Source organism: Algoriphagus sp. AGSA1, assembly GCF_021390545.1.
In the GTDB taxonomy this organism is placed as follows: Bacteria; Bacteroidota; Bacteroidia; order Cytophagales; family Cyclobacteriaceae; genus Algoriphagus.
Map to the genome: position 1 here is coordinate 131,361 of NZ_JAJUWR010000010.1, position 22,120 is coordinate 153,480.

A 22,120-nucleotide genomic window follows, 5' to 3' on the forward strand; every position below is an offset into this window, starting at 1 on the left:
TGAAAAGGACGCTGATCTTCGCAGATAGTGGAGTGAGAATAATCCTTTTAACTCTTATTTTGGAGTTTCAATCATGAAATTTTCTTTTAAAATGAACGGTTTTCATCTGATAAAAAACGCCTCTTAATAATATCATAACCTACCATTTTCAGCTTTAACCTTCAGCCGAATTATTTTTGGAATATAGCTAAAGGATTATGTCCACTTTTCAGAATACAGCACATTTCGAACAGGTTTTCAAGGACAATTGGGAACTCATGTACCAAAGTGCCTATAGTAAAATAGGGGATCAGGCTGTCGTGGAGGATATTCTTCAGGAGATTTTTATAGATATCTGGCAAAGAAGGGAGTCCTTGGAAATAAAATCTGGAATAAAGGCCTATCTATTGACAGCAGTGAAATATCAGGTCATGAAGCACTTTGATGGGCAAGCCAAAATAAGAAAGGATAACAGCCATAACCTTCCTGAGGCCTATTATGAAGAGGATGTTTTTGGATTTGAGGAACTTTTCCATGAGATAGAAATCGCTGTAGAAATGCTTCCTCCCCGTGCTCAACTGGTCTTTCGGATGAGCAGACTGGAAGGTTATTCTGTAGATGAAATTGCGGATAAACTTAAGGTTTCTCCTCAGACTGTCCACAATCAACTGAGCAAATCCCTCAAAATCATGCGTGGTGAATTGAAGCATTTGGCTCCTGCACTTGCTGTATATCTCCTTGCCTGAAAGCTTCTTTGTTAAGGGCAGATTAATTTTTGATCAGGCATATTTCATGATTAGATAATCAAATCGGGCAGTAGTCGAAGGCGGTATTTCAGACTTAATAGATGAAAGACCATTACTCATGAGATTACCATCAGCCCTTTTGGGTATCATTTCCAGAATCCTTAGAGGAAAAGCTTCTGAACAAGAAGTGCGGCAGTTCAATTCCTGGTATGATGAGGGGTTAGATGCAAAATGGCAGATTCAGGACTATAAGAATCGAAGTAAGGAGCAGGTAGAGGAGGAGCTGCTCCAAAAAATCAAGAAGTCCGCCCATCTTCATTCACATAATCCTGTATCCAAAAGGGATTTTGCCGGATGGAAAGTTGCAGCGTGTACTGTTTTTCTCATCGGTATCGGTCTATTGGCCGTGAAGATTTCGTCTTCTATCCCAGCAGAAGATTCAGAGCCTGCTTTTGTCACTTTTGAAAACGGCTATGGCATGATCAAAAAGATCCGATTACCAGACGGATCCGCAGTCAGTTTATTCCATAATACAACGATAAAGGTTGCCGAAAACTTCTCTGAAAACAGATTCATTATGCTTTCCGGAGAAGCTTTTTTCGAAGTAAAGAAAGATACGCTTCACCCTTTTAGGGTGGAGTCTGCCAACCTTACTACAGAAGTACTCGGCACTTCATTTTTGATCCGGAACCAGCCCAATCAGAAACAAGTAGTAGCGGTGAAAACGGGGCTGGTGAAGGTCTCTGATCAGGTGGATACGTTTTTTATGCTTACTCCTAATCTTCGGCTTGACTATGCAGAACAAGCCGGAGCTGTGTCAACTATAGCCGAGAATGATCCATTGTTCTTGTGGACGGAGGATGTGTTGGCATTTGATCATACATCTATGGAGGGAATGATCCAAACGCTGGAAGATTGGTATGGTGTCAAAATCACTTCAGATCTCAAATCATCCAATACCTGTCAGATTTCCGGGACTTATCAAAATCAAAGCCTGGAAAGCATACTTCAACTGATCCAGTACTCGATCCCGCTTCACTACCAAATTGATGGAAAAAACATAACCCTAACCTTTAAAAACTGCCCCTAGAAAATGAATGGATCCGCGCCAACAAATCCATTCTGCTCCGGTAAATAAATGCTTCAGACAGTTAATCACATGAACACTTAAAAATATGAAATCGAGCATGTCGAAGGCGACACACAAAGGGATGATTATTCCCCGTGCGAGATTCCATGTGACCATTGAAAAACAATTATAAACACATGAAAAAAAAGTTACCACCTGCCTTAAGAACCTTGGTTATGAGATTATTTACGGCTTGCTTACTCAGTTGCTGGATGCACACGATGGTGTTTGCCGTCGACCTCCATGCCCAAAAATTGGAGGAGACTTTTGTCTCGTTTAGTTCCGGCGAATTGGCTCTTTCAGAGTCCTTTTCACAGATAGAGAGACAGACAGGATTTAAGTTCTCCTACGAAACAAAACTGGCACTTAATACAAAAGTGACTTATTCTAAGACCCGGACTGACTTGCAGACTATCCTGGAGGAAATTTCAGGTCAGTCCAATCTAAAATTCAAGCAGATTAACAATACTATAGCGGTAAGCAACAAAAAGAAACCAACACTGCAGGCATCAACTCAGGACAGAGTGACAATTTCAGGTATTGTAGTCGATGAAGACTCTGGAGAAACCCTGCCTGGTGTAAATATAATCATTAAAGGTACTGCCACAGGTACCACTACAGATCTGGATGGCAAGTTTAGCATTTCGGTGAATGAGGGAGAGGTATTGGTATTCTCCTATGTGGGTTATGATAAGCAAGAAGTGCAGGCATCAAATCAGACTGAGCTTACCATCAGACTGAGGTTAGATGACGATGTCTTAGGAGAAGTGGTGGTGACTGCGCTAGGCATCAAAAGAGAAGAGAAAGCACTTGGCTATGCTACACAAAAAGTGGACTCAGAAGAGCTGCTTGATGCTAGGTCAAACAACTGGTCTGATGCGCTTCGGGGTAAAGTAGCTGGTCTGAACGTTCTTTCTGCGGGTTCTGGGCCGATGAATTCCTCGCAGATCAGCTTGAGGGGGGACAACTCCCTTAATCCAAATGGGAATTTCGCCCTGATTGTTGTGGATGGCGTTCCTATGAATTCAGGCCTGACTTCTTCCGGCGTAAGCAATGCCTATGGCGCAGGGTCAGGAAACGATGTCCCCATTGATTTCGGAAATGGGATAGCGGATATCAATCCTGATGACATTGAAAACATTACCGTGCTGAAAGGAGCTAGTGCTACTGCGCTGTATGGAAGCCGTGCGGCCAATGGAGCATTGATCGTGACCACGAAGAGTGGCTCGAAGAAAAATAAAGGGCTGGGAGTCACTATTAACTCTAATTTTAGTTTACAAAATGTTCTGAAATGGCCAGACAGACAGTATGAATATGGACAGGGTACCGGGCGGGCTTTCAATGCCGATGGAGAGCTGTACTATAGCTATGGGGCTTCCGAAGATGGTTCCAGTACGGGTGGGACGAGTAGTGCATTTGGTCCTAAGTTTGACGGACAATATTATTTTCAATATGATCCTACCCTCGAAGGACAATCGGCAGAGCGTCAGCTCTGGAGGCCATACCGGGATAATGTGACTGGATTCTGGAGAACTGGGTTCAATATGATCAACAGTGTGTCTTTGGAAGGTGCAAACGAAGGTGGTGCCTTGAGGGCATCTATCACCCAGACCAAAAACGAATGGATCATGCCGAATACCGGATTTGATCGCTTGGTAGCAGCCCTTTCAGCTTCCCAGCAGATAAGCAAGCGATTGAAGCTGAATGCAAAAGTAAATTATACAAATAAGAGTTCGGACAATCTTCCGGCCACGGGTTACAACAACCAGTCAATCTCCTACTTCATGATCTTCCAAAACCCTAGCATTGATCTGGAATGGTATAGGCCAATCTGGAAAGAAGGCCAAGAAAATGTAGATCAGGTACACCCATTTAGTTCTTTTATAGACAATCCTTATTTGATCGCTTATGAGATGACCAACTCCGTGAACAACAATTCAGTATTTGGGAATCTTTCTGCCAATTACACCTTTAGCGATCATTTTGAACTGATGGTGAGGACTGGGTTGGCTATGAGCCAGGAAGAGCGTGCCCAGCAGAGGCCTTACAGTACGGCTAACTTCCAAAGAGGGTATTACAAAGAGCAGAATATCACCAACTATGAGCAGAACTCGGATTTCCTTTTCACCTACAATGGTAAACTCGCTGAGAAAATATCCCTGAGAGCAAGTGTGGGAGCTAACCACATGACCAGAAAATACCGAATGATGTCGGCTTATGTGGACGGTCTGGTAATCCCAGGGGTGTACAAACTCGCAAATGGCATCAACAACCCAGTGCTTTCTACTAATGATAACAATCGTGTGATCAATTCCCTTTATGGCTTGGTCACGATGGATTTTGATGAAAAATTATTTGTGGACATCACGGGGAGGAATGACTGGTCCAGTACGCTACCTATTCAAAACAACAGTTTCTTCTATCCATCAGTAAGTACAAGTTTTGTGCTCTCGGATATTTTTGCCTTGCCTAGTGAGGTTTCGTTTGCAAAACTGCGTATATCAGGTGCTCAGGTGGGGAATGATACAGATCCCTATCGCACCTCTAAGTACTATGGGCAGAGTGAGTTCTCGGGGTCGGCATCTGTGCCATCCACCTTGTATAATGTTGGCTTCAAACCTGAAATCACCACCAGTTTTGAGACAGGATTGGAGATGATATTTCTCAATAGAAGATTGGGTTTTGACGTGAATTTTTACATTTCTGAGACCAAAAACCAGATTCTAGAGGTGCCGGTAGATATTACCTCAGGATATTCCAGGGCGATTCTGAATGCGGGTAAAGTGCAGAACAAGGGAGTGGAACTGGTCTTGAACGGTAGTCCTGTTAAGACCAATGATTTTCAGTGGAATTCTTTTGTCACTTGGGCCAAAAACAAAAATGAGGTGTTGTCCCTGCCTGATGAGGTGGACGGGAGCCAGGTTATAGGTACTGGTGGAAACGCGTCCATTATTGCAAAAGTGGGAGGTACCACTGGAGATATCTATGGTTTTGGGTTTGTGCGATCTCCAGAAGGTGAAATAGTGTATGGCAGCAACGGGCTTCCATTGAGACCCGCCGAGATCGAGTATAGGGGTAATGCCTATGCTAAGTGGAAAGGCGGATTTAGAAATGAGTTTGTCTATAAAAATTTACGGATGAGTGTCTTGTTTGATGGGCAGTATGGAGGAATTGTTTATTCCCAGACACACCATAAAATGTCCGAACAAGGAAAGCTTACCCATACACTAAAAGGAAGGGAAGACGGATTTATCATAGGTGAGGGAGTAGTGGATAACGGAGATGGGACCTATTCACCTAATACCACGGAGGTAAACCTTGCTGATTACTACACAGAATACTACCGAAGAGCCAATGTTGAGTCCAATTCCTTTGATGCTTCTTTTATAAAACTTCGTGAAATGAGAGTGGAATATGGGGTTCCTGTCAGACTCCTTCAGAAAACCGGGATTCGTCAGGCTTCTATAGCACTCTATGGCCGGGATCTGGCGATGTGGACCAAGTTCCCAATGTTTGATCCGGAAACTGCAGCACTGAATGGAGGAACCTTGCTTCCTGGAGTAGAAATGGGACAATTACCAAGTACACGCAACATGGGAGTGAATATTACCCTTAAGTTTTAAATAATGACCAGTATGAAAAAATATATCGCAATACTTTTGTTGGGATCTTTGGCGTGGGCATCGGTGTCCTGCACCGGTGATTTTGAAGAAATCAACACAGATCCAAATAGGATTGATCAGATCAGCCCGGGAACATTGCTGAACCCTATCATCTACGGGATATCCAGCTTTGGGACAGACAGAGCAGATGGGTTTACCTTTCAGGTGATGCAGGTAGCCTTGCCGTTTCCCAGTGCCAATGGAGGGATTCATCGCTATGACATCTCAGAAGCTGCAGGGAATTCTACCTGGAACACTTATTACCGATGGTTGATCAATATCAAGGAGATGGAGGCTTCCTCCATTGCAAATTCAGATGTAAATTACGAGGCAATTGCACTGACTTTGCGGGCTTATTGCCTAAGTCAGTTGACCGATAGCTTTGGGGATATACCTATGGTGGAGGCCAGTCGTGCAGAGGAAGGTATCTTCCAGCCAAAGTTTGATACCCAAGAAGAGGTTTATGCCCAGATTTTCCAGGATTTGGAGCGGGCAAATTCGCTCTATGATGATGCACAGCCAATGATCTATGGAGATGATATTCTCTTTCATAATGATGTGATGAAGTGGAGGAAGTTCACCAATTCCCTACACATGAGGTTGCTGTTAAGAGTATCCAATAGGGCAGAGTTTAGTTCCTTTGAGAAGCTTGGATCGATAAGCAACAATCCAGATCAGTACCCTGTCTTTCAGAATACTGCGGAATCGGCCATACTGCAGATCACGGGGGTGACTCCTAATCTTTCCCCGTGGGGTAGAGCCATAGACTTCACGACTTTCCGTTCGATTTCTGAATTTTTCGCTGATCAGTTGAATAGCCTGGAGGATCCCCGCCGCGCCAAGTTTATGACACAAGCCAGGGATATTGATGGTACGACTACGATAGGGTACAAGGGGATCCCTAGTGGCTATGCCGGAAATGACAACCAATTCCAGTTTCTTCCAAGCAATCATAATAGAGCTTTAGTGGAAGCACCGATGATTTCCTTGTTGTTGACATATGCCGAAGTGGAATTTATCAAAGCGGAATTGGCGCAACGAGGCGCAATAGGCACAGAGGCGGAAGTTCATTATGAAAATGGCGTAAAAGCTGCCATGGAGCAGTGGGGAATTGAGGCCACTGAAGACTACTTTGAAAATCCTGAAGCAGCTTATGATGGAACCTTAGAGCGGATAATGCTCCAGAAATATTTGGGATTATATTTCAATGATTATCAGCAGTGGTTTGAATACCGCAGAACCGGTTTTCCTGTCCTTCCAAGGAACGAGGGGATGCTAAACAATCAGCAGGCTCCTGTAAGATTTCGTTATCCTGTAAGTGTGCAGGTCAACAATCCGGATAATTATTCAGTAGCTGTAGCCCGAATGGGAGCAGATGATATCAATACTAAAGTATGGTGGGAGAAGTAAAAGCTACCTATTGCCGGATGCCGGATGAGAGATGCTTGGACTTCGCTCAGCACAAATTACAGAGACCAAAGTACAGCCGACTCCGGACATACCACAAACACCGCCAGTCTGAGAACATAAACTTGCAATAATTCCACAAAGTGCTTATTTATAGGAAAATACAAAGCATAAGAAAATGAAAAAAATCTTAAACACAGGGCTGACAGTAGCCTTGATTCTCACAAGTTTCACAGCCTTCTCCCAAGAACTCGCAAAGGGCTATGTCTATCATGACACCAATGGAGATGGAAAGAAACAGCGACGTGAAATGGGAATTCCGGCAGTCAGTGTTTCCAATGGTCAAGAGGTAGTTCAGACGGATGAAAAAGGCTATTATGAAATAAGCCTAAAGGATGGTCAGCTACTTTTCGTGATTAAGCCAAGTGGGTTTTCCGCAGCGCTGGATTCCTTAAATAAGCCCACGTTCTACTACATCCACAAGCCTACGGGCTCGCCTGATCTAAAATACGCAGGTTCGGCTCCTACGGGAGCCTTACCAAAGGAAATCAACTTTGCCATGACTGCCACAGAGGAGTCTGATGATTTTACTGCGTTGATTTTCGGTGATCCACAGCCCTATACGCTAGAGGAAGTTGACTTCTTCGACCGCGGAATAGTAAGCGAAGTGGTAGGGATTCAAGATGTGGCATTTGGTCTTTCGCTTGGGGATTTAGTAGGTGATGATCTGGATTTGTTTGCTCCCTATGCCAAAGCAGTGTCGAAAGTAGGCCTGCCCTGGTACAATGTCATGGGGAATCACGATCAGAATTATGATGTGGACAAGGATGAATGGGCGGATGAAACATTTGAAGCTCATTTTGGTCCAAGTACCTATGCATATAATGTAGGTAAGGTGCATTTCATTGTATTGGATGATATACTGTGGCCGGATCCTAGAGATCAGCAGGGATATTGGGGAGGAATGCGTTCCGATCAATTGGACTTTTTGAGAAATGACCTGAAGTATGTACCTAAGGATCATCTCATCGTGATAGCAATGCACATCCCTTTGGCAGAGGAGGGGGATTCCTTCCGAGATGAAGACAGACAGGAAATTTTCGATTTGTTGGAGGATTTCCCTTACACCCTTTCTCTTTCTGCTCATACACATTTGCAGAAGCAGGATTATTTCTTCAGGGAAGATGGTTGGAAACAGGATAAGCCGCATCATCATTACAATGTGGGGACTACTTCAGGGGATTGGTATAAAGGCACTTTGGATGAAAACGGAGTTCCTGTGTCCACCATGCGTGATGGCACCCCAAAGGGATATGCACTGATTGATTTCGAGGGAAATCAATATAAAATCCGCTATCAGGTAGCAGGGAAATCGAGTGATTATCAAATGGAGATTTTTGCGCCAAAGGTTCTGGAAAAAGACAAACGTACCACCGCAGGCATCTTTGTAAACTTCTTCATGGGTGGAGAAGGAGATGAGGTGCTGATCAAGTTTGATGAGGGAGAATGGAAAACCGCGGCTAAAGTTGAGGATTATGATCCTTCATACTTAATAGACTTGTTTGAGTGGGATGTGACGGAAGAATTGATCGAGGGGAGACGACCTTCCAATCCTGCTGAGAGCAAGCACCTTTGGAGAGGAGGAATTCCAAACGGATTGGAAGCGGGAGAGCATGTGATTCACATTCAGGCTACAGACCGCTTTGGGCAGGTTCATACTGGTGAGGCTACTATACGCGTTATTGAGAGAAAATAAATTAGGATTTAAATTTGGAAAGCCCTTGTGGATATCCGCAAGGGCTTTTTTGGGTGTTGCTCAGTGGAAGTACGGGATGTTTTGCGAGAGTACGGTTGTTTTTTTGTCTCAGGCTTGGGCTAGCTCCTTAAGTCTTGTCGAAGTCACAGAGAAATAGCCTTGAAAAATCCAATTGGTAGAACCCTGCAAGGGTTGATCACAAAGAACTTTGTTGATTTTTGACCTAATTATTAGCAAACCTTTGAAATGTTTTGATAGAAAAGTGATTTCCTGGGTCAAAACCAGGGATATTATGGGATATACGCATGTGTTTTTTGGAAAAAGGGAAGCCTGTTTTGGAAAAAGATAGCTTAAATAGGCTATTTTAACAGTTTGAATAACCACTCACTCACCCTAACCACAGCTGCCTTGTACCCATCTTGGATTGATTTTAGATTTTTTTGGATTCAAGCAAAAACAGAAGCTGCTGGGGAATTGATAAATGAGGATTCTACTAATGAGGTAGCCTTGGCCCTGGTACTGGGGTTGATACCTGTGGTTTTGGCTTTTTCGTTTATCATATTTGTGATTTATCGGTCACGAAGAGAATCTGATTTTAAGCGAAAAGAAACGGAATTACGATTGAGTAAGGCAGAGGGTGAACTGAAAGCACTTAGATCCCAAATCAATCCCCATTTTATCTTCAACTGCCTGAATTCCATTCATCATTTTATTCAAAAACAAGAGCCGGTAGAAGCCAGTGAATATCTGGTCAAGTTTTCCAAACTCATCCGTTATGTACTGGAAAGTTCAGCCCGGAAATGGGTTACCCTTCAGGAGGAGCTTGAAGCAAATGAGCTTTACCTAGAGCTTGAGCAGTTGAGGATGGAGCATACGTTTGAATTTGAGTTTAGGAGTGATGACTCTCTTTCTAAGGAGAACACCTATATTCCTCCCATGCTGATACAGCCTTTTTTGGAGAATGCCGTCTGGCATGGATTGAGCCAAGGGGGGAGAATTTCATTGAAAATAAGACGAAAAACCGATACTACGCTGATATGTGAAATTAGTGATGAGGGTGAGTCAAGATCCAATAAGCCTGATTTTGATCTCAGTAATTTGGTGAAGAAAAGCAGTATGGGGATTCATTTGATGGAGGGGCGATTTGCAACGCTGAATGAATGGTTGGGAGTAGAGGCAGGATATACTTATAGTGAGCCTCCCCAGGGCGGAAGATTGGTCACCTTGACAATTCCATTTGAAGAAGAATGAGAAAGATATACACAGTAGTACTGATAGAAGATGAGCGACAGGCGAGGGAGGAACTGAAACATTTGCTTGCCGGATACCCAGAAATTCAGGTCATAGGGGAAGCGAGAGATCTTGATGATGCCGATAGGCTATGCAGACAACTGCATCCCGATTTGGTTTTTTGCGATGTAATGCTGCCGGGAGGGATGTCTTTTGACTGGCTCGCAAGTCTTGATACGATTGATTTTGAGCTAATATTCATCACTTCATTCCAAGACTTTGCGATTCGTGCTTTTCGGCTTGCAGCATTGGATTATTTGCTCAAACCTATTGATCCGAAAGAGTTTAAGGCGGCAATAGGCCGATTCTTGCAGAAAAATGAAGATCAGACACCAAAGCTCAAACAGCTTATTTACAATCTCCAGTCTCCCAAGGAAAAAGCGAAGATCGCCTTGCCTACGCTTCACGGCTATCTTTTTGTGGAAATAAAGGAGGTGATACGCTGTGAATCAGACAATACCTACACAACCTTTTTCCTGCGGGACAAGCGGAAAATATTGGTTTCCAAAACACTCAAGGATGTGGAAACCATGCTGGAGCATCATGGCTTTTGCCGTGTGCATAATTCGCATTTGATCAACCTGGATTATGTCACCGAATATTTGAAAGGAGAAGGCGGGCAGGTAAAGCTTAGCGATGGAAGTGTGGTGGACGTGTCTCGAAGAAGGAAGGAGGAGTTTTTGGGGAAGGTGAGGGGTCAATGATCAATTATCAATGCTCATTTGTTGAAATTCTCAGGTATTGATAATTTAAGTATTTAGTTTGAGTTTTTTCTAACCAAATTCTATTTAGAATACGCCATTTACTTTGGGAGAGTAGCTAGATGCTAAATCAAGGTTTGAAAATAATACCATGATAGGATCTTTGTACCACTAATAATTTTAAAGAAAGAGTAAATATTAAATTGAATTAAAATACATTCAATATGGGAAAGAAATCTTTAGTGATCAATTATTCTAGGGCAGCGGAGTATTTGGACAAAGTGTCGGACCCCGAATTGTCTACTCACTTTTCCCAATCTTTGAGCGGAGTGTTTTCGGCTGATTTGGTAAACGAATGGAGAAAAGATCATACATTCTCGGGTTTAATGTTTTGGTTTTGTTTTGGGCAATGTGGACAAATGGCTAATGATGTTTTGTATTTGGCGATGGAGCCAAGGTTTGGTTTTAGTTACCCAAAAAGTGATTCTAGTTTAGCCAGAGGTCTTATCCCTTCTTCGGCTAAATTATATCTGCCGTTGAATATTCAAGGAGCTAGGCTGGATACAAGGAATGGCCAAGTGGTTTTAGAACAGCAGCAGGGAAGTACTGCTGCGCAACATACTTTAGAGAACAACTCAGATGTTTTGCGAAAAATGCACTGCTTTCTGGGTAAACCAGAGTTTTGGAAATTCAATGCGTACGGTCATGGTTACTTCGAGTCTAAGGATGAGAAAAATGACTATTTTGAAGAGTTGCTTGGAAATGGGAATGGAAATCCCACTTTTTTCCGGTACTATTTTGGTTTTGATCCAAATGAGCTTCAGAATAAGATCAGGATGTTTTTGGTTCCGATGAATTCAGATGGCACAAATAGAGTGGTAACTCCAACAATGCCATCTCCTCAATTACTTCAAAAATCCTGGCCACCTCCTCCTTATTCCTAATCGGATGTTAGAGTTGATTCCATTTCAAGAAATCTCTTCAATTGCCATCTGGATTCCTTTGATTTTTGCGGGATTCAGATTGAAAATCAGCGATACCAAAATTCGCTGGTTTTTTGTGTTTCTTTTAATTGGAGCTATGGTGGATGGTTTGGGCTGGGTTTTATTTTGGAACGGAAGCGATTTTATTATCCACGCTATTTTTCAATACTTCTATTTATTTTTCGAGGCTATATTTTTTATCTGGCTGGCTTGCTCGTTTTTTAAACATAAGAAGGTTATTCTGTTTAGAAATACGCTTTGGGTAGTTGTACTAATTATTTTTCTTATCCGGGCCTCGGTTGTTTATCTCACAGATTTTAATCCGGCAATTGTGGTAGCCATAGCAGACACTTTCATTATGGTCTGCTGTTCTTTTTTAACGGCATTTGCGCTACTTCGAATGGCGGAAGAAAGAGAGGATTTGATGAGCTATTCTTGGTTTTGGATAGTGTCCGGGATATTCTTCTATTGCTTTGGGACCTTCTTTGTGGATATGTTGATTTTTAGCAGCATCGCTCAAGCAGTATGGCCATTACGAAATGTGGTTAATATCCTACAGTATGGGTTTTTTGTGGTGGGGCTGGTAAAAATGGGGTCTAGGTAAAAACTACCGAATTCTAGATGAAAGCGACCGGAGGTTAGTTCTAAGGTTTTTTTAAAATTAAAGACTGCAAATTGGTTTGATAATCCAGTGTTTTTGTATTGATTTTGGATAGTTTTTCATAGATATTCCTTCAAGTACTAATTTAAGTACACGGCTACGGGCTCCCATCCTAATCCGTATGCTTTTTTTGTGTTAAGCTCTGGGAAGAGAGGATGCCTGGTTCTACCGAAATCTATTTCATAACAACCAGTTCCTAATTACAAGTTTAAAGTCTGGTTTTTATAGATAATATTTCTTCAGTTATCTATAATTTAAATCGTACGGTTATGAAAAATCTGAAGAAATATGGTGTTCTGATGTCTCAATTATTCTTAGTTAACTTTTTTTATGTCTTTAATACTTACGCTCAATTTCCTAGCTTTAACACCACTTATAAAATGGAATTCTTGGTTAAAAGTGGAGACTTTTTCAGTGAACAGGATATATATGAGTTAAATGAAAATTTCAGGGAAGAGTCTACAGATAGTGATCTAATGGTGGATGTTTTTGTTGCGCATGAAATTTCATGCTATTACCTAAATAGAGTGAGGGTTTTGGAAGAAGAAAGAAGTAAAGTTTTAAGAAAGATATCAGAAGTAAGCTCTCGTGCGGACATAGAGGAAGAAGGGTATATTTTTCGACTTAATAAATCGGTTTTACATTATAACACGGAGATAGAATTAAACACAAAAAAGTCTCGATTTTTCAGTTCAATAAATAAGTATTATGGCAGACCTGGAACCTTGGCTAAATTTCTTCCAGTCAAAAGATCATACGAGGGAGAGTTTTTTTATTCAAATGTTTCATCAAAAGGAGTTTCGACGCTAACTAGTTTCGTGATCCAAGGAAATGAATCTAGTGGTACTGCAACAACTGATGTTATATCCGCAATGGTAGGATTTGTAAAGGTTGGACTTACTTCAGTATTTTATGCGGGGAGCGATGAAGAGGAATCGGAATCAAATACCAGAATATTTAGTGGCGGTGGGTTGACCAATTTGAGATTTGAATTTCCATTATTCTTCTCGAATAGTAGAAACTTCCTTGTGTACAGCAGTTTTAAGCCTGGGTTTATTGCTGATATTCCAGTTTTTGGAAGTGGTATTGAAAGAGAGGCCTTTTCGGGGTACTATGAATTGCCTATTGAACTATTGGCCGAACTCAGGACAAATAATTCAGAATTTAGTTTATTCGCAAATTTCAAGGGAGCAAGAATTGAAGGTACGAATGCTTTTTATCAGACACTTAAGCCTAAGGAAGAACTAGAGGAAGCAGATAGAATTGATAAACCATTTTGGATTTCTCAGGTGTATTTAGGTGTTTCCATGTCGGGAAAGTTTAAAATCTCTATGAATTTGCCTATAGCAACTTCAAGCAAAATAGCTATTCCTGACACTTTCCAGATTGGCATCCAAGTAATTCCAAGTAAGAATTGATGGTATTCATTTACAATATCAATCCAGGATCTTGCCCCAGTCTCGGATGTGCATGGTTCATTTTTAAGATTTCCTTGTGCAACTTTTCCAAAGTTCGAAACTTTGGAAAAGTTGGTCTGCTGGAGAAAAAGGCCTGCCAGGTTATCGAAAGCCTAGCAGGTCTTATCTTTTCAATCTTTCCCCCTAAACATCTCCTCCGTATAATCAAATAGTTCTGGCCCGCCAATTTTACCATGACCGGGAATTACAAATGCGGTTTTAGGAAATGTTGATTTTACCTTTCTTACGGTAGCTGACCATGCTGCGACATTAGCATCTCCCAGGTAGCCATTACCTGCGCCCAGCTCCTTGATCATGCATCCTCCAAAGAGTACCTTGTCGGAAGGCACATACGATACGAAATTATCCATGGTGTGCCCTTCTCCCAAAAATTCGTTGATTACAGGGGTATTGCCAGCCTGTAGTTTCAGTTTCTTTTTAAATCCATTTTCAGGAATGGGATAACCAGCTTCCTTTGCCAATCCAATAGTCCTGAAGGAAGCATATGAGGGTATTTCCCTGGCATGAAATTCATTCAGCCCACCCAGACAGTCCCAGTGGAAGTGCGTAGCCACCACACCTTTTACGGTTGTTTGTTGCTCTTTCTCCAGCCAGTTCAGCAGCTCTAAACTAGCTTCTTCATTTGCAGGAGTGTCAAATACCAAGGCTTCTCCCTCGTTGATGACAATCATGCCATTGCAACTTACTTTCCCAAAATCATCCGTATTCAGGTAGCTGATGTGGACGAAGGTGTTTGGACTGATTTGCTCGATCTGTAGAGTTTCAGATTCGTAGATAAGCTCCTTTTGCTGACTTAAAACGATGCTGATCTGGAATAAAGCAAGTAGGAAGGCGAAGAATGTAATTGCTTTCATAGAAAATTAATTGTGGGATTGGAATGATAAATTAGGGTTTTTCTTACGAACAAAATCCCGGCCTATTTTCATAAACCGGGATTTGAGAATACTTTTCTAAATTCTAAAATTTTATTTCCTCAGCGTCTCCAGGTAACTCACCAGATCCACCAACTCCGTTTCCGAGAGCGGGAATTTTGGCATAAGAGATTCTTCCAGCTGGGTTACGCTTTCTACTTCTGCCAGTTTGTAAATCTTCTGCTCGCCGCTGCCCACCAACTTCACCACCAGGTCATTTTCTGTCTTTGAATTGACTATGCAGGTGAATTCAGTACCGTCTTTCATTTTGACCAACTGGGTTTCATATCCAAATCCCATGCCTTCGGACGGATTGATGATGGCATTGAACAGCCCTTCTTTGGAAAGCTTGTCGCCTATTTCTGTAAGTCCCGGGCCAAAATCCACCCCTTTGTCTGCTATTTTATGACAGGCAAGGCAGTAGTTATTGGAGATAGTAAGTCCACTCTCTACATCGCCCTGCTGTGCAAGCAGTTTGGATATATCAATATTTCCCGAAGAACTGGCATTCGCAAATTTCTCAGTTGCCTCTGCACGGATATTTCCATTCCAAGAGGAAAGGAGGATTTTCTGGGCAATGGGCAGCAGCTCGGCAGGGATTTTATCCGTCTTAGCCAGCTCCCAAAGATAAGGTTCAGAATTATAGCCTTTTGCGGCTTCCATGGCAGCAGTTCTTATTTCAGAGGATTTGCCTTCGTCCAGATATATTTCCGAAAGTGCCTTTGCCATAGTTTCATTGTCAATCGTCCCAAATTTCTGGATTGACTTAATTGTGTTTTCCGGGTCAGTTCCGTCGAAGTAGGATTGGATTTCCTCCATGCCATATAGTGAAGCATAGCTGTTGGCGGCCATCTGTGAGTGTTGGTTGTGCTCAGACTGATATACCAGCTTCATGAGCCTGTCTTTTTGATCCGTCAAACGGTATTTGTTGATGATGTCCAAAAAGTCTCTGTCATCGGAGATGCTTGCCGCGCTCTGCTTTGCAAGGGCTAGGATCTGTTTGTCCGGGTTTTTAGGATCAAAACTGATCTGTCTCAGGATTATCAGCTGATCTTCCTCCGGTGCATTGGCCAAAAGGGCTTTTAAAGTTGAGTTTTTGGCTCCGGTTGATTGAAAATCCAGTGCCCTATAATAGGCTTCTTTGTTCCTGCCTGGCTGGGAAAGGATGATTTTTCCTAAAAGCTCAGCTGTGTTTGAAGCCCGTGATCTCCAGATTATATCTTTAGCTTCCTGGCTTTCTATCCAGTTCTCACCGCTTTTCTCCAAGTACAGAGGCAGGTAATCATCCCAGAATCCTTCTGCGGCTATCCCCAGAGCTTCCAGATACCAGCGATCCCCGGTTTCGTAGCCTTCCACAAGTTTCAGCCAAACTTCAGGGTTAGCTTTATATCGTATGGCAAGTGCTACTTCGCGCCTTACCTGAGCTGATTCATCCCCAGCCATTTCCTGTAAGAAAGAGACATCGCTCATTTTATTGTTTCTGTAGGCGCGTATTGCGGCCACCCGGATGTTTTCATCCCCATCGGTCGCGGCTGTTTTGATGTAGTCATTTCCATTTGGCAATTTGGTAAGCACCCAGAAAGCCCTTGCACGCATCCTACTTTCTCCTTCCGTGAATAATTTCTCCAATGCATCTTTAGCTTCTTCTCCTTTTTCTACCAAAGCCATGAATGCCTTATAGTGTGTGGCTCTGTTTGGGTTTTGCAGTAAGGTGATCAGTGAGGAAATGGAGGTGTAATCAGGCTTTGCGAGCTTGTAGTTGACATCCTTTGGCGCCACTCGATAGATCCTGCCTTTGTCCAGATCACCCATGGCATGTCCGCCTACTCCCGGATCATACCAGTCCGATACGAACAGTGATCCATCCGGAGCAACAGTAACATCTGAGGGCCTAAACCAGTTGTCGCGAGAGTTCCCATCAAGAATATTGATGATTTTCGCATCAAAACCAGCACCTTTAGGTACGGCAGGATAGGCTCTTACCACATTAGGACCCGCATCGGAGTGGATCACTTGGTTTTGGTACTCCTCAGGAAGTAGTTTGCCTTCATAAATCAAAATACCTGTAGGCGAACCTGCATAAGTTTGCAGTAGGTTCGGGACTACTCCCGGATCATTCAGATGCCAGTGTTGCTGATAGACAGAGTCCTCCATGTTGATTCTTCTGGCTCTCCAGTCAGCTCCTGTGACCTCATCCTTGAAACCATAGTTTCCATAGTCCATCACATAGTTGATTCTGGTGCTGCGGTTGCCGTCGTCATCGTTATCTGACTGCCACATTCTACCGTAGCTGTCTGTGGCTACTTCGTAATTATTTCTAAAATTCCAAGCCAAAACTTCCACATCTGAGCCGTCCGGATTCATACGGAAAACCATTCCTTCACGATAAGGTTGTGTTTCACTGTTTACCGGTCTTCCCAGAGGATCTAGGATCGGTGAGCCATCAGCATGACGAATCCCTTTCCCTTCATTGCCATAGTTGAAATACAGCTTCCCATCAGGGCCAAAAGTGAACGCATGCATGCCGTGGTCGTGCTGTACCCCGCCTACTCCTTCGAACAAAATCTCCTTTTTTTCAGGAACATCGTCCCCATCTGCATCGGTGAATACATACACGTACGGACTGACGGAAACATATACTTTGTCGCCCAACACGGCAATGCCCAAGGCGGCATTGATATCTGTGCCTTGGTAAAAGACGGTGGATTTGTCCGCCACCCCATCTCCGTTGGTGTCTTCTATGATCAGGATCCTATCCCCCTCAGCTTTGGTAGGGTTGCGGGGATTTAGCGAGTTTCTATAATTGTATGCCTCGGCTATCCACACCCGTCCCCGGTCATCAATATCCATGTTGGTGGGGTTGGACATCATAGGCTCGGATGCAAAAAGGGTAAGTTCCAGTCTGTCATCTGTCACTACAATGCCATCCACAGCATGCTTTGGACTTCTTTTTTCCTCATCGCTAAGGTTGGAGTAGGCTTCGTCGGTGAGTGGTGCAGGTTTTCTTTCGCAGGCAAAAAGTGTAAATCCCAGCAAGCTGAGTATAGTAAAATTCTTCAACATAGGTTTAAAGGGTTATTGGTTTGTAATTGGGAATCCAAATTAAGTAAAAATAGGTGAAGTTGAGCCTGTTGATCTAAAGATTCAAGGACTGTGGAGGACAGGGTAGGAAGTAAGGGATTGGATAAAAAAAAGCAGCCCGAAAGCTGCTTTTAAGTTTTAGTGAGCTGCTGCGGTGACAGCAGGTTTTTTTCCTTTTTGCCAGAAGTAGAATATGGTGAATAAGACAATCAATACAATTGGAAATAGAAGTAACTTTTGAAGCGTGGCTTGCCCGGCAGCTAGCTCAAGAGCTTCACCAATCTTGCCTTCAGCAGCCATAGTGGCTCTTGAACCATCGATCCAGCTGCCGATAACCGGCTGCCAGATTGCAGTGGAGAACATGCCTACTCCGCCTATGATTGACATGCCCAATGCACCGCTTAGCGGTACTCTTTGAGCTGTAGCTCCTACCATGACAGGCCAGAAATAAGCCACTCCAAGAGCGAAAATTACAGCAGCTACATAGGCCAAAGGTCCTGTTACAACACTGAACATGTATATACCGATTGTCGCCAAAACCGCTCCTATTAACAAAATACCTGTTTGACCAAATTTAGAGACCACTGGGCCGGCAAAGAATCTTGAAACAGCCATTACACCTGTAGTCAATGCCAGAATTAACATGCCACTGGCACCAGAGCTACTCAAGATTACTTCTGCCCATTGCGTAGTGCCAAATTCAGTGATGGCAGTAATTGACATCGTGACAAATAGGAAAATAAATACTGGGGAGATCATTGCCTTTAAGTTCTGAGTGATAGACATCGCCTCGTCCACTTGAGGTTTTGGGAATGCTTTTCCAAAAAACAAGACAGCATAAATGACTGTTGGTATCATCAATACCCACATTTGGGTTTGCCACTGTGCCATTACTCCACCTGTATCTGTCATGAATTTTGAAATCAAACTACCAACCACAATCCCCCCTGGGAACCACATGTGGAATCTGTTCAGCATTTTATTCATTTTATCACCGGTGTACATATCGGCGATCAGTGGGTTACAGGCAGCTTCAGTACAGCCATTGCCAAAACCAATGAATAGGGTAGAAAGCAACAGGGTGGTGTATCCACCGGCATAGATGGTAAGAAGAATACCCAGGGTATGCATCACAAAAGCAACCCTCATGATATTGGCCGGGCCTACTTTATGATAAAGAAGCCCTCCTAGGATCATTGAAATAGGAAAGCCTAAGAACCACATGGAATTGATAAATCCGAGTTGCTCATTGGATAAGTTGAATTCGGCGCCCAGTTGGGGCAGGATTCCCGCTCGGATAGAGAAGGTAAAGGCGGTGGTAATGAGGGCAAAACAACTTGCGTTGAAGAGTGCCGACTTGTTGATGGTTTGAGTCATATGGATAGGTTTTTGAATTTTGGGTTGTGAGTGAATGATTCCAAAGGTGGAAAAATAGGAAAAATATCGCATTCAGCTTTCCCGCTGATAAAAAATGTTCTCAGCAAATCCCGCTTTATTCCAAAATCAATAAGGATTTGGTGATTTTTTCATCCAAACCATATTCAGGGTTCCTGAGAATTAGAATTATCGCATAGGTTCCCAAGGGAGCATATTCTCCCCTGACCTTGCCGTCCCAGTGCAGTATGGGCTCTTGGAAGCCTATTTCATTCTCTGTTGCGTAATGGATTAATTCTCCGGTAGAATTGATTACGTACATTTCTGCCTCAGATACACCTTCACTCACGGTGACTCTAAAATCCCGTTCAGCATCACCCAGGATCATGGCGTTGGGAAGCACATAGTCAATATCGCAGACGTCATAGACTCTGAATTCCTCCTCATAAATACAGCCCTCCACAGTGAGCACAGCTAATTTATAGAGCCCCGCTTGCTTAGGGAAAAAAGTGGAATCAGTGCCTACTACCACATCTCCTGTAAGATAGGTCCATGAATAAGACTCATAGGGGCCGGGATCGATAGCAGGGATACCATTACCTTTTGAGCAGAAAGGATAAGAATCTTCAAGCTCGGGCTTCGGGGTGAGCGTTCTTTCTTCTATTGATATATTTACCCGTGCGATTTCGCAGCGGCCACCGGACTGTTTGTCACGATATATAATGGCTTCATATATTCCTGTTCTTTCATCAGAAATATCATATAGTTCAGCTCCCGCGTCCAAATCTACTGCACTACCATCCTCCAGAAAGAGTGTCCACTCGATCCAGGTTACTTGATCCGTATTTTCGGGTACTTCCAGATTTACGGAAAAAAAATCGCATTCCTCTTCATAGCTCAGCACAGCTGACACGCTTAAAATAGGCTGATCAAAAGGGATTTCAAGAGGCGTGATCTGGCAGGCCGCCATTGCTTTGGGCTGCACAGTGAGCTGATAGACTTCCCCAAACTCCGTAGGTCGGTATTCCCGGGTGCGTCCCACGATTTCCCCCACACTGTTATACCACCTGAAGATGGCGTCTTCCACATCAAGGTTCTGCATGACCACACCCCATATCTGATCACCCTGACAGTTTTCGTCAATGACTTCATAGCTGAAATCAATCTGATCATCCAGTTTTTCCACCCTAAATTCCTGGATTATCGGGCAGTAATCCCCATCAGCATCCACAGGTGCTATGTATAGGCTATAATCACCTTCCTCTTCCAATAAAAATGATTCCCCTGTGTTGGCTGTGACCATCGTTCCGTCAGGCTGAGTCAATTCAAAGTTTAGATCCAGGCTTGCTTGCAAGGAGAGCTCATAGCTGTCGCATATTTCTATCACCTCCGGCAAAGAGAAAGGGACATCCCTTCTTCTTTCTATTCGAAAAGTCTTGATAAGTGGGTGACACGCATCCTCTTCATATTCAAAATCAAAGAAATAAATTCCGCCAGGAAGATCTTCAGAAATGAAATTCCCGTCTGAAAGTGATCCGTAGGTAGAAATCCCTGTGTTTGCCGACAGAATCCGGTATTCTCCTGTCACATTGCCGTTGGGAAAAGTGATTTCTACTCTACCCATATTGAAACCGTCCAGCACACATTCTTCTTTGAAGGTCACAATATCCGTTTCGTCTGGAGCCTCAGACAAATTAAGCGGATGAAATAAATATCCAGCGCATCCTTCTGTATTCGTAGCCGCAATCGTGTATATTCCTGCTTCGAGTCCGGTGACTGGGGGTAATACAGCACCCGCTTGCTGAGGACCATAATCCAGAGTGACATTCAGGTCTTCGTCCAAGAGACTTACGGACTCCATATCGTTGACGATTATCATCTCGAATGAGCCATCAGAGACTCCGCAGCTGGAGGGGGTGTTTATAGTGTTAAAATTGATTTTTGGCCCTTCTTTTTGTCTTACAGTCGTGATCCGTTCCGATGGGCAGGAAGAATTTGGATCACTGGCTATAAAACCTATATCATACGTCCCGGGTTCTGTAAATTGGGTGTTGCCCAAAGTAACCGCATAGCTGCTGCCCAAGCTGATTTTGTCGGAATCTCCCTGCTTTCTATACCACCACTCGCCATTGATAGGCGTATCCAATTCTATTTTTACGGATTCTCCCTGGCAGACTTCCTCTTTGTTCTGCACAAACTCAAAATCTACAGGTGGTCCTACATAGGTGGCAGCTGTCACCTCACAAGAGGAGCTAGCGTCTGCCTGCTTAAGTTGGACATAATAATAGCCTTCTTCAGTGGGTGTGAACACGTTGCCGGATGCGCCTGAGTCTTGATATACCACATTTACAAACTCTTCGTCCCTGGCCCAGGTAAATTCATACTTGCCCAGATCCGGATCAGCTGGATCCATGGCTTGAAGAGTGGGGATGTTTTCCACACATAGTAGGTAATCAGGCTTTAGGATGATGCCCGGACCTCTGGCGACAGTAATGGAGATACTCGTGGAATTAGGACTGGCGGAGGGGCTGGTTCTTTCCTCCAAGGTCAATGTGTAGCTGCCGGGAACGGTATATCGTATCTGTATTGTTCCCACGCTAGCTGCCCCGCCCTTAGTTATGGTAGAGGTGCTCCCATCAGGATTTTGTAGCAACCACGTGTATTCTCCAGATGAAGGATCGATGATGCTATAATCCCCCGTGGCAGAGCCAAGGGTCAGGCATAGATCTGTGGGGCCAGCTATTCCCTGAGCCACGTTGGCCATGTACTTGGCTTCGGGTTTACTTAGACTTCCTTTTTCCTCTCCCACTAGTAGTAGGGGAGCTAGAAATAGTAAGAACCAAACCAAAAACTTCCCAACCTTTGATGTTGGGAATTGTTCTGCGGAATTCAATTTATTTATTTTGGGTGTGTACAAAGATAATAACACCCGTGATCACAGGGTGGGTTTCGAGCTCTCAGA

Annotated in this window: 14 protein-coding genes; 10 read left to right on the top strand and 4 right to left on the bottom strand. The window is 43.4% G+C overall.

Translation table 11 applies throughout. The features are described from left to right. Positions 1–197 precede the first annotated feature (197 nt). The 10 genes from LZF95_RS09715 to LZF95_RS09760 all read left to right on the top strand — a co-directional run bounded on the left by LZF95_RS09715 (position 198) and on the right by LZF95_RS09760 (position 13,732). Positions 198–725 carry a sigma-70 family RNA polymerase sigma factor gene (locus LZF95_RS09715; protein ID WP_233754795.1) on the top strand — a complete coding sequence of 176 codons (528 nt, stop codon included), beginning with the start codon at positions 198–200 and terminating at the stop codon, positions 723–725. A gap of 118 nt (positions 726–843) precedes the next feature. Further along, complete coding sequence (locus tag LZF95_RS09720) at positions 844–1,815, top strand: FecR family protein (RefSeq protein ID WP_233754796.1); 972 nt, start codon at positions 844–846, stop codon at positions 1,813–1,815. A 176-nt stretch (positions 1,816–1,991) separates the two neighbouring features. Continuing rightward, positions 1,992–5,477 (top strand): SusC/RagA family TonB-linked outer membrane protein, encoded by a 3,486-nt coding sequence (locus LZF95_RS09725; RefSeq protein WP_233754797.1) that lies wholly within the window; start codon positions 1,992–1,994, stop codon positions 5,475–5,477. A gap of 12 nt (positions 5,478–5,489) precedes the next feature. Beyond that, positions 5,490–6,926: a SusD/RagB family nutrient-binding outer membrane lipoprotein gene (locus tag LZF95_RS09730; protein WP_233754798.1), complete on the top strand. Its 1,437-nt coding sequence runs from the start codon at positions 5,490–5,492 to the stop codon at positions 6,924–6,926. A 175-nt stretch (positions 6,927–7,101) separates the two neighbouring features. Then, positions 7,102–8,679: a calcineurin-like phosphoesterase family protein gene (locus tag LZF95_RS09735; protein WP_233754799.1), complete on the top strand. Its 1,578-nt coding sequence runs from the start codon at positions 7,102–7,104 to the stop codon at positions 8,677–8,679. A 372-nt stretch (positions 8,680–9,051) separates the two neighbouring features. Beyond that, entirely contained in the window at positions 9,052–9,930 is an 879-nt protein-coding gene (locus LZF95_RS09740) for a sensor histidine kinase (RefSeq protein WP_233754800.1), read from the top strand. Next, positions 9,927–10,673, top strand: a complete 747-nt coding sequence (locus tag LZF95_RS09745) for a LytTR family DNA-binding domain-containing protein (RefSeq protein WP_233754801.1) — start codon at positions 9,927–9,929, stop codon at positions 10,671–10,673. The genes LZF95_RS09740 and LZF95_RS09745 overlap by 4 nt, the downstream gene beginning before the upstream one ends. 221 nt (positions 10,674–10,894) lie before the next feature. Next, positions 10,895–11,614 carry a hypothetical protein gene (locus LZF95_RS09750; RefSeq protein WP_233754802.1) on the top strand — a complete coding sequence of 240 codons (720 nt, stop codon included), beginning with the start codon at positions 10,895–10,897 and terminating at the stop codon, positions 11,612–11,614. Positions 11,615–11,618: 4 nt separating this feature from the next. After that, complete coding sequence (locus tag LZF95_RS09755) at positions 11,619–12,257, top strand: hypothetical protein (protein WP_233754803.1); 639 nt, start codon at positions 11,619–11,621, stop codon at positions 12,255–12,257. Between the two features lie 326 nt (positions 12,258–12,583). Then, positions 12,584–13,732, top strand: a complete 1,149-nt coding sequence (locus tag LZF95_RS09760) for a hypothetical protein (RefSeq protein ID WP_233754804.1) — start codon at positions 12,584–12,586, stop codon at positions 13,730–13,732. Between the two features lie 170 nt (positions 13,733–13,902). Here the strand turns inward: LZF95_RS09760 and bla are convergent, their stop codons facing one another. The 4 genes from bla to LZF95_RS09780 form a co-directional block, all read right to left on the bottom strand. Then, positions 13,903–14,646, bottom strand: coding sequence for a subclass B1 metallo-beta-lactamase (gene bla, locus LZF95_RS09765; RefSeq protein WP_233754805.1), 744 nt, complete (start codon positions 14,644–14,646; stop codon positions 13,903–13,905). A gap of 111 nt (positions 14,647–14,757) precedes the next feature. Next, entirely contained in the window at positions 14,758–17,766 is a 3,009-nt protein-coding gene (locus LZF95_RS09770; RefSeq protein ID WP_233754806.1) for a PVC-type heme-binding CxxCH protein, read from the bottom strand. Positions 17,767–17,922: 156 nt separating this feature from the next. Next, positions 17,923–19,161: a sugar MFS transporter gene (locus tag LZF95_RS09775; protein WP_233754807.1), complete on the bottom strand. Its 1,239-nt coding sequence runs from the start codon at positions 19,159–19,161 to the stop codon at positions 17,923–17,925. 115 nt (positions 19,162–19,276) lie between these two features. Beyond that, positions 19,277–22,051, bottom strand: a complete 2,775-nt coding sequence (locus LZF95_RS09780) for a hypothetical protein (protein WP_233754808.1) — start codon at positions 22,049–22,051, stop codon at positions 19,277–19,279. Between the last annotated feature and the right edge of the window lie 69 nt (positions 22,052–22,120).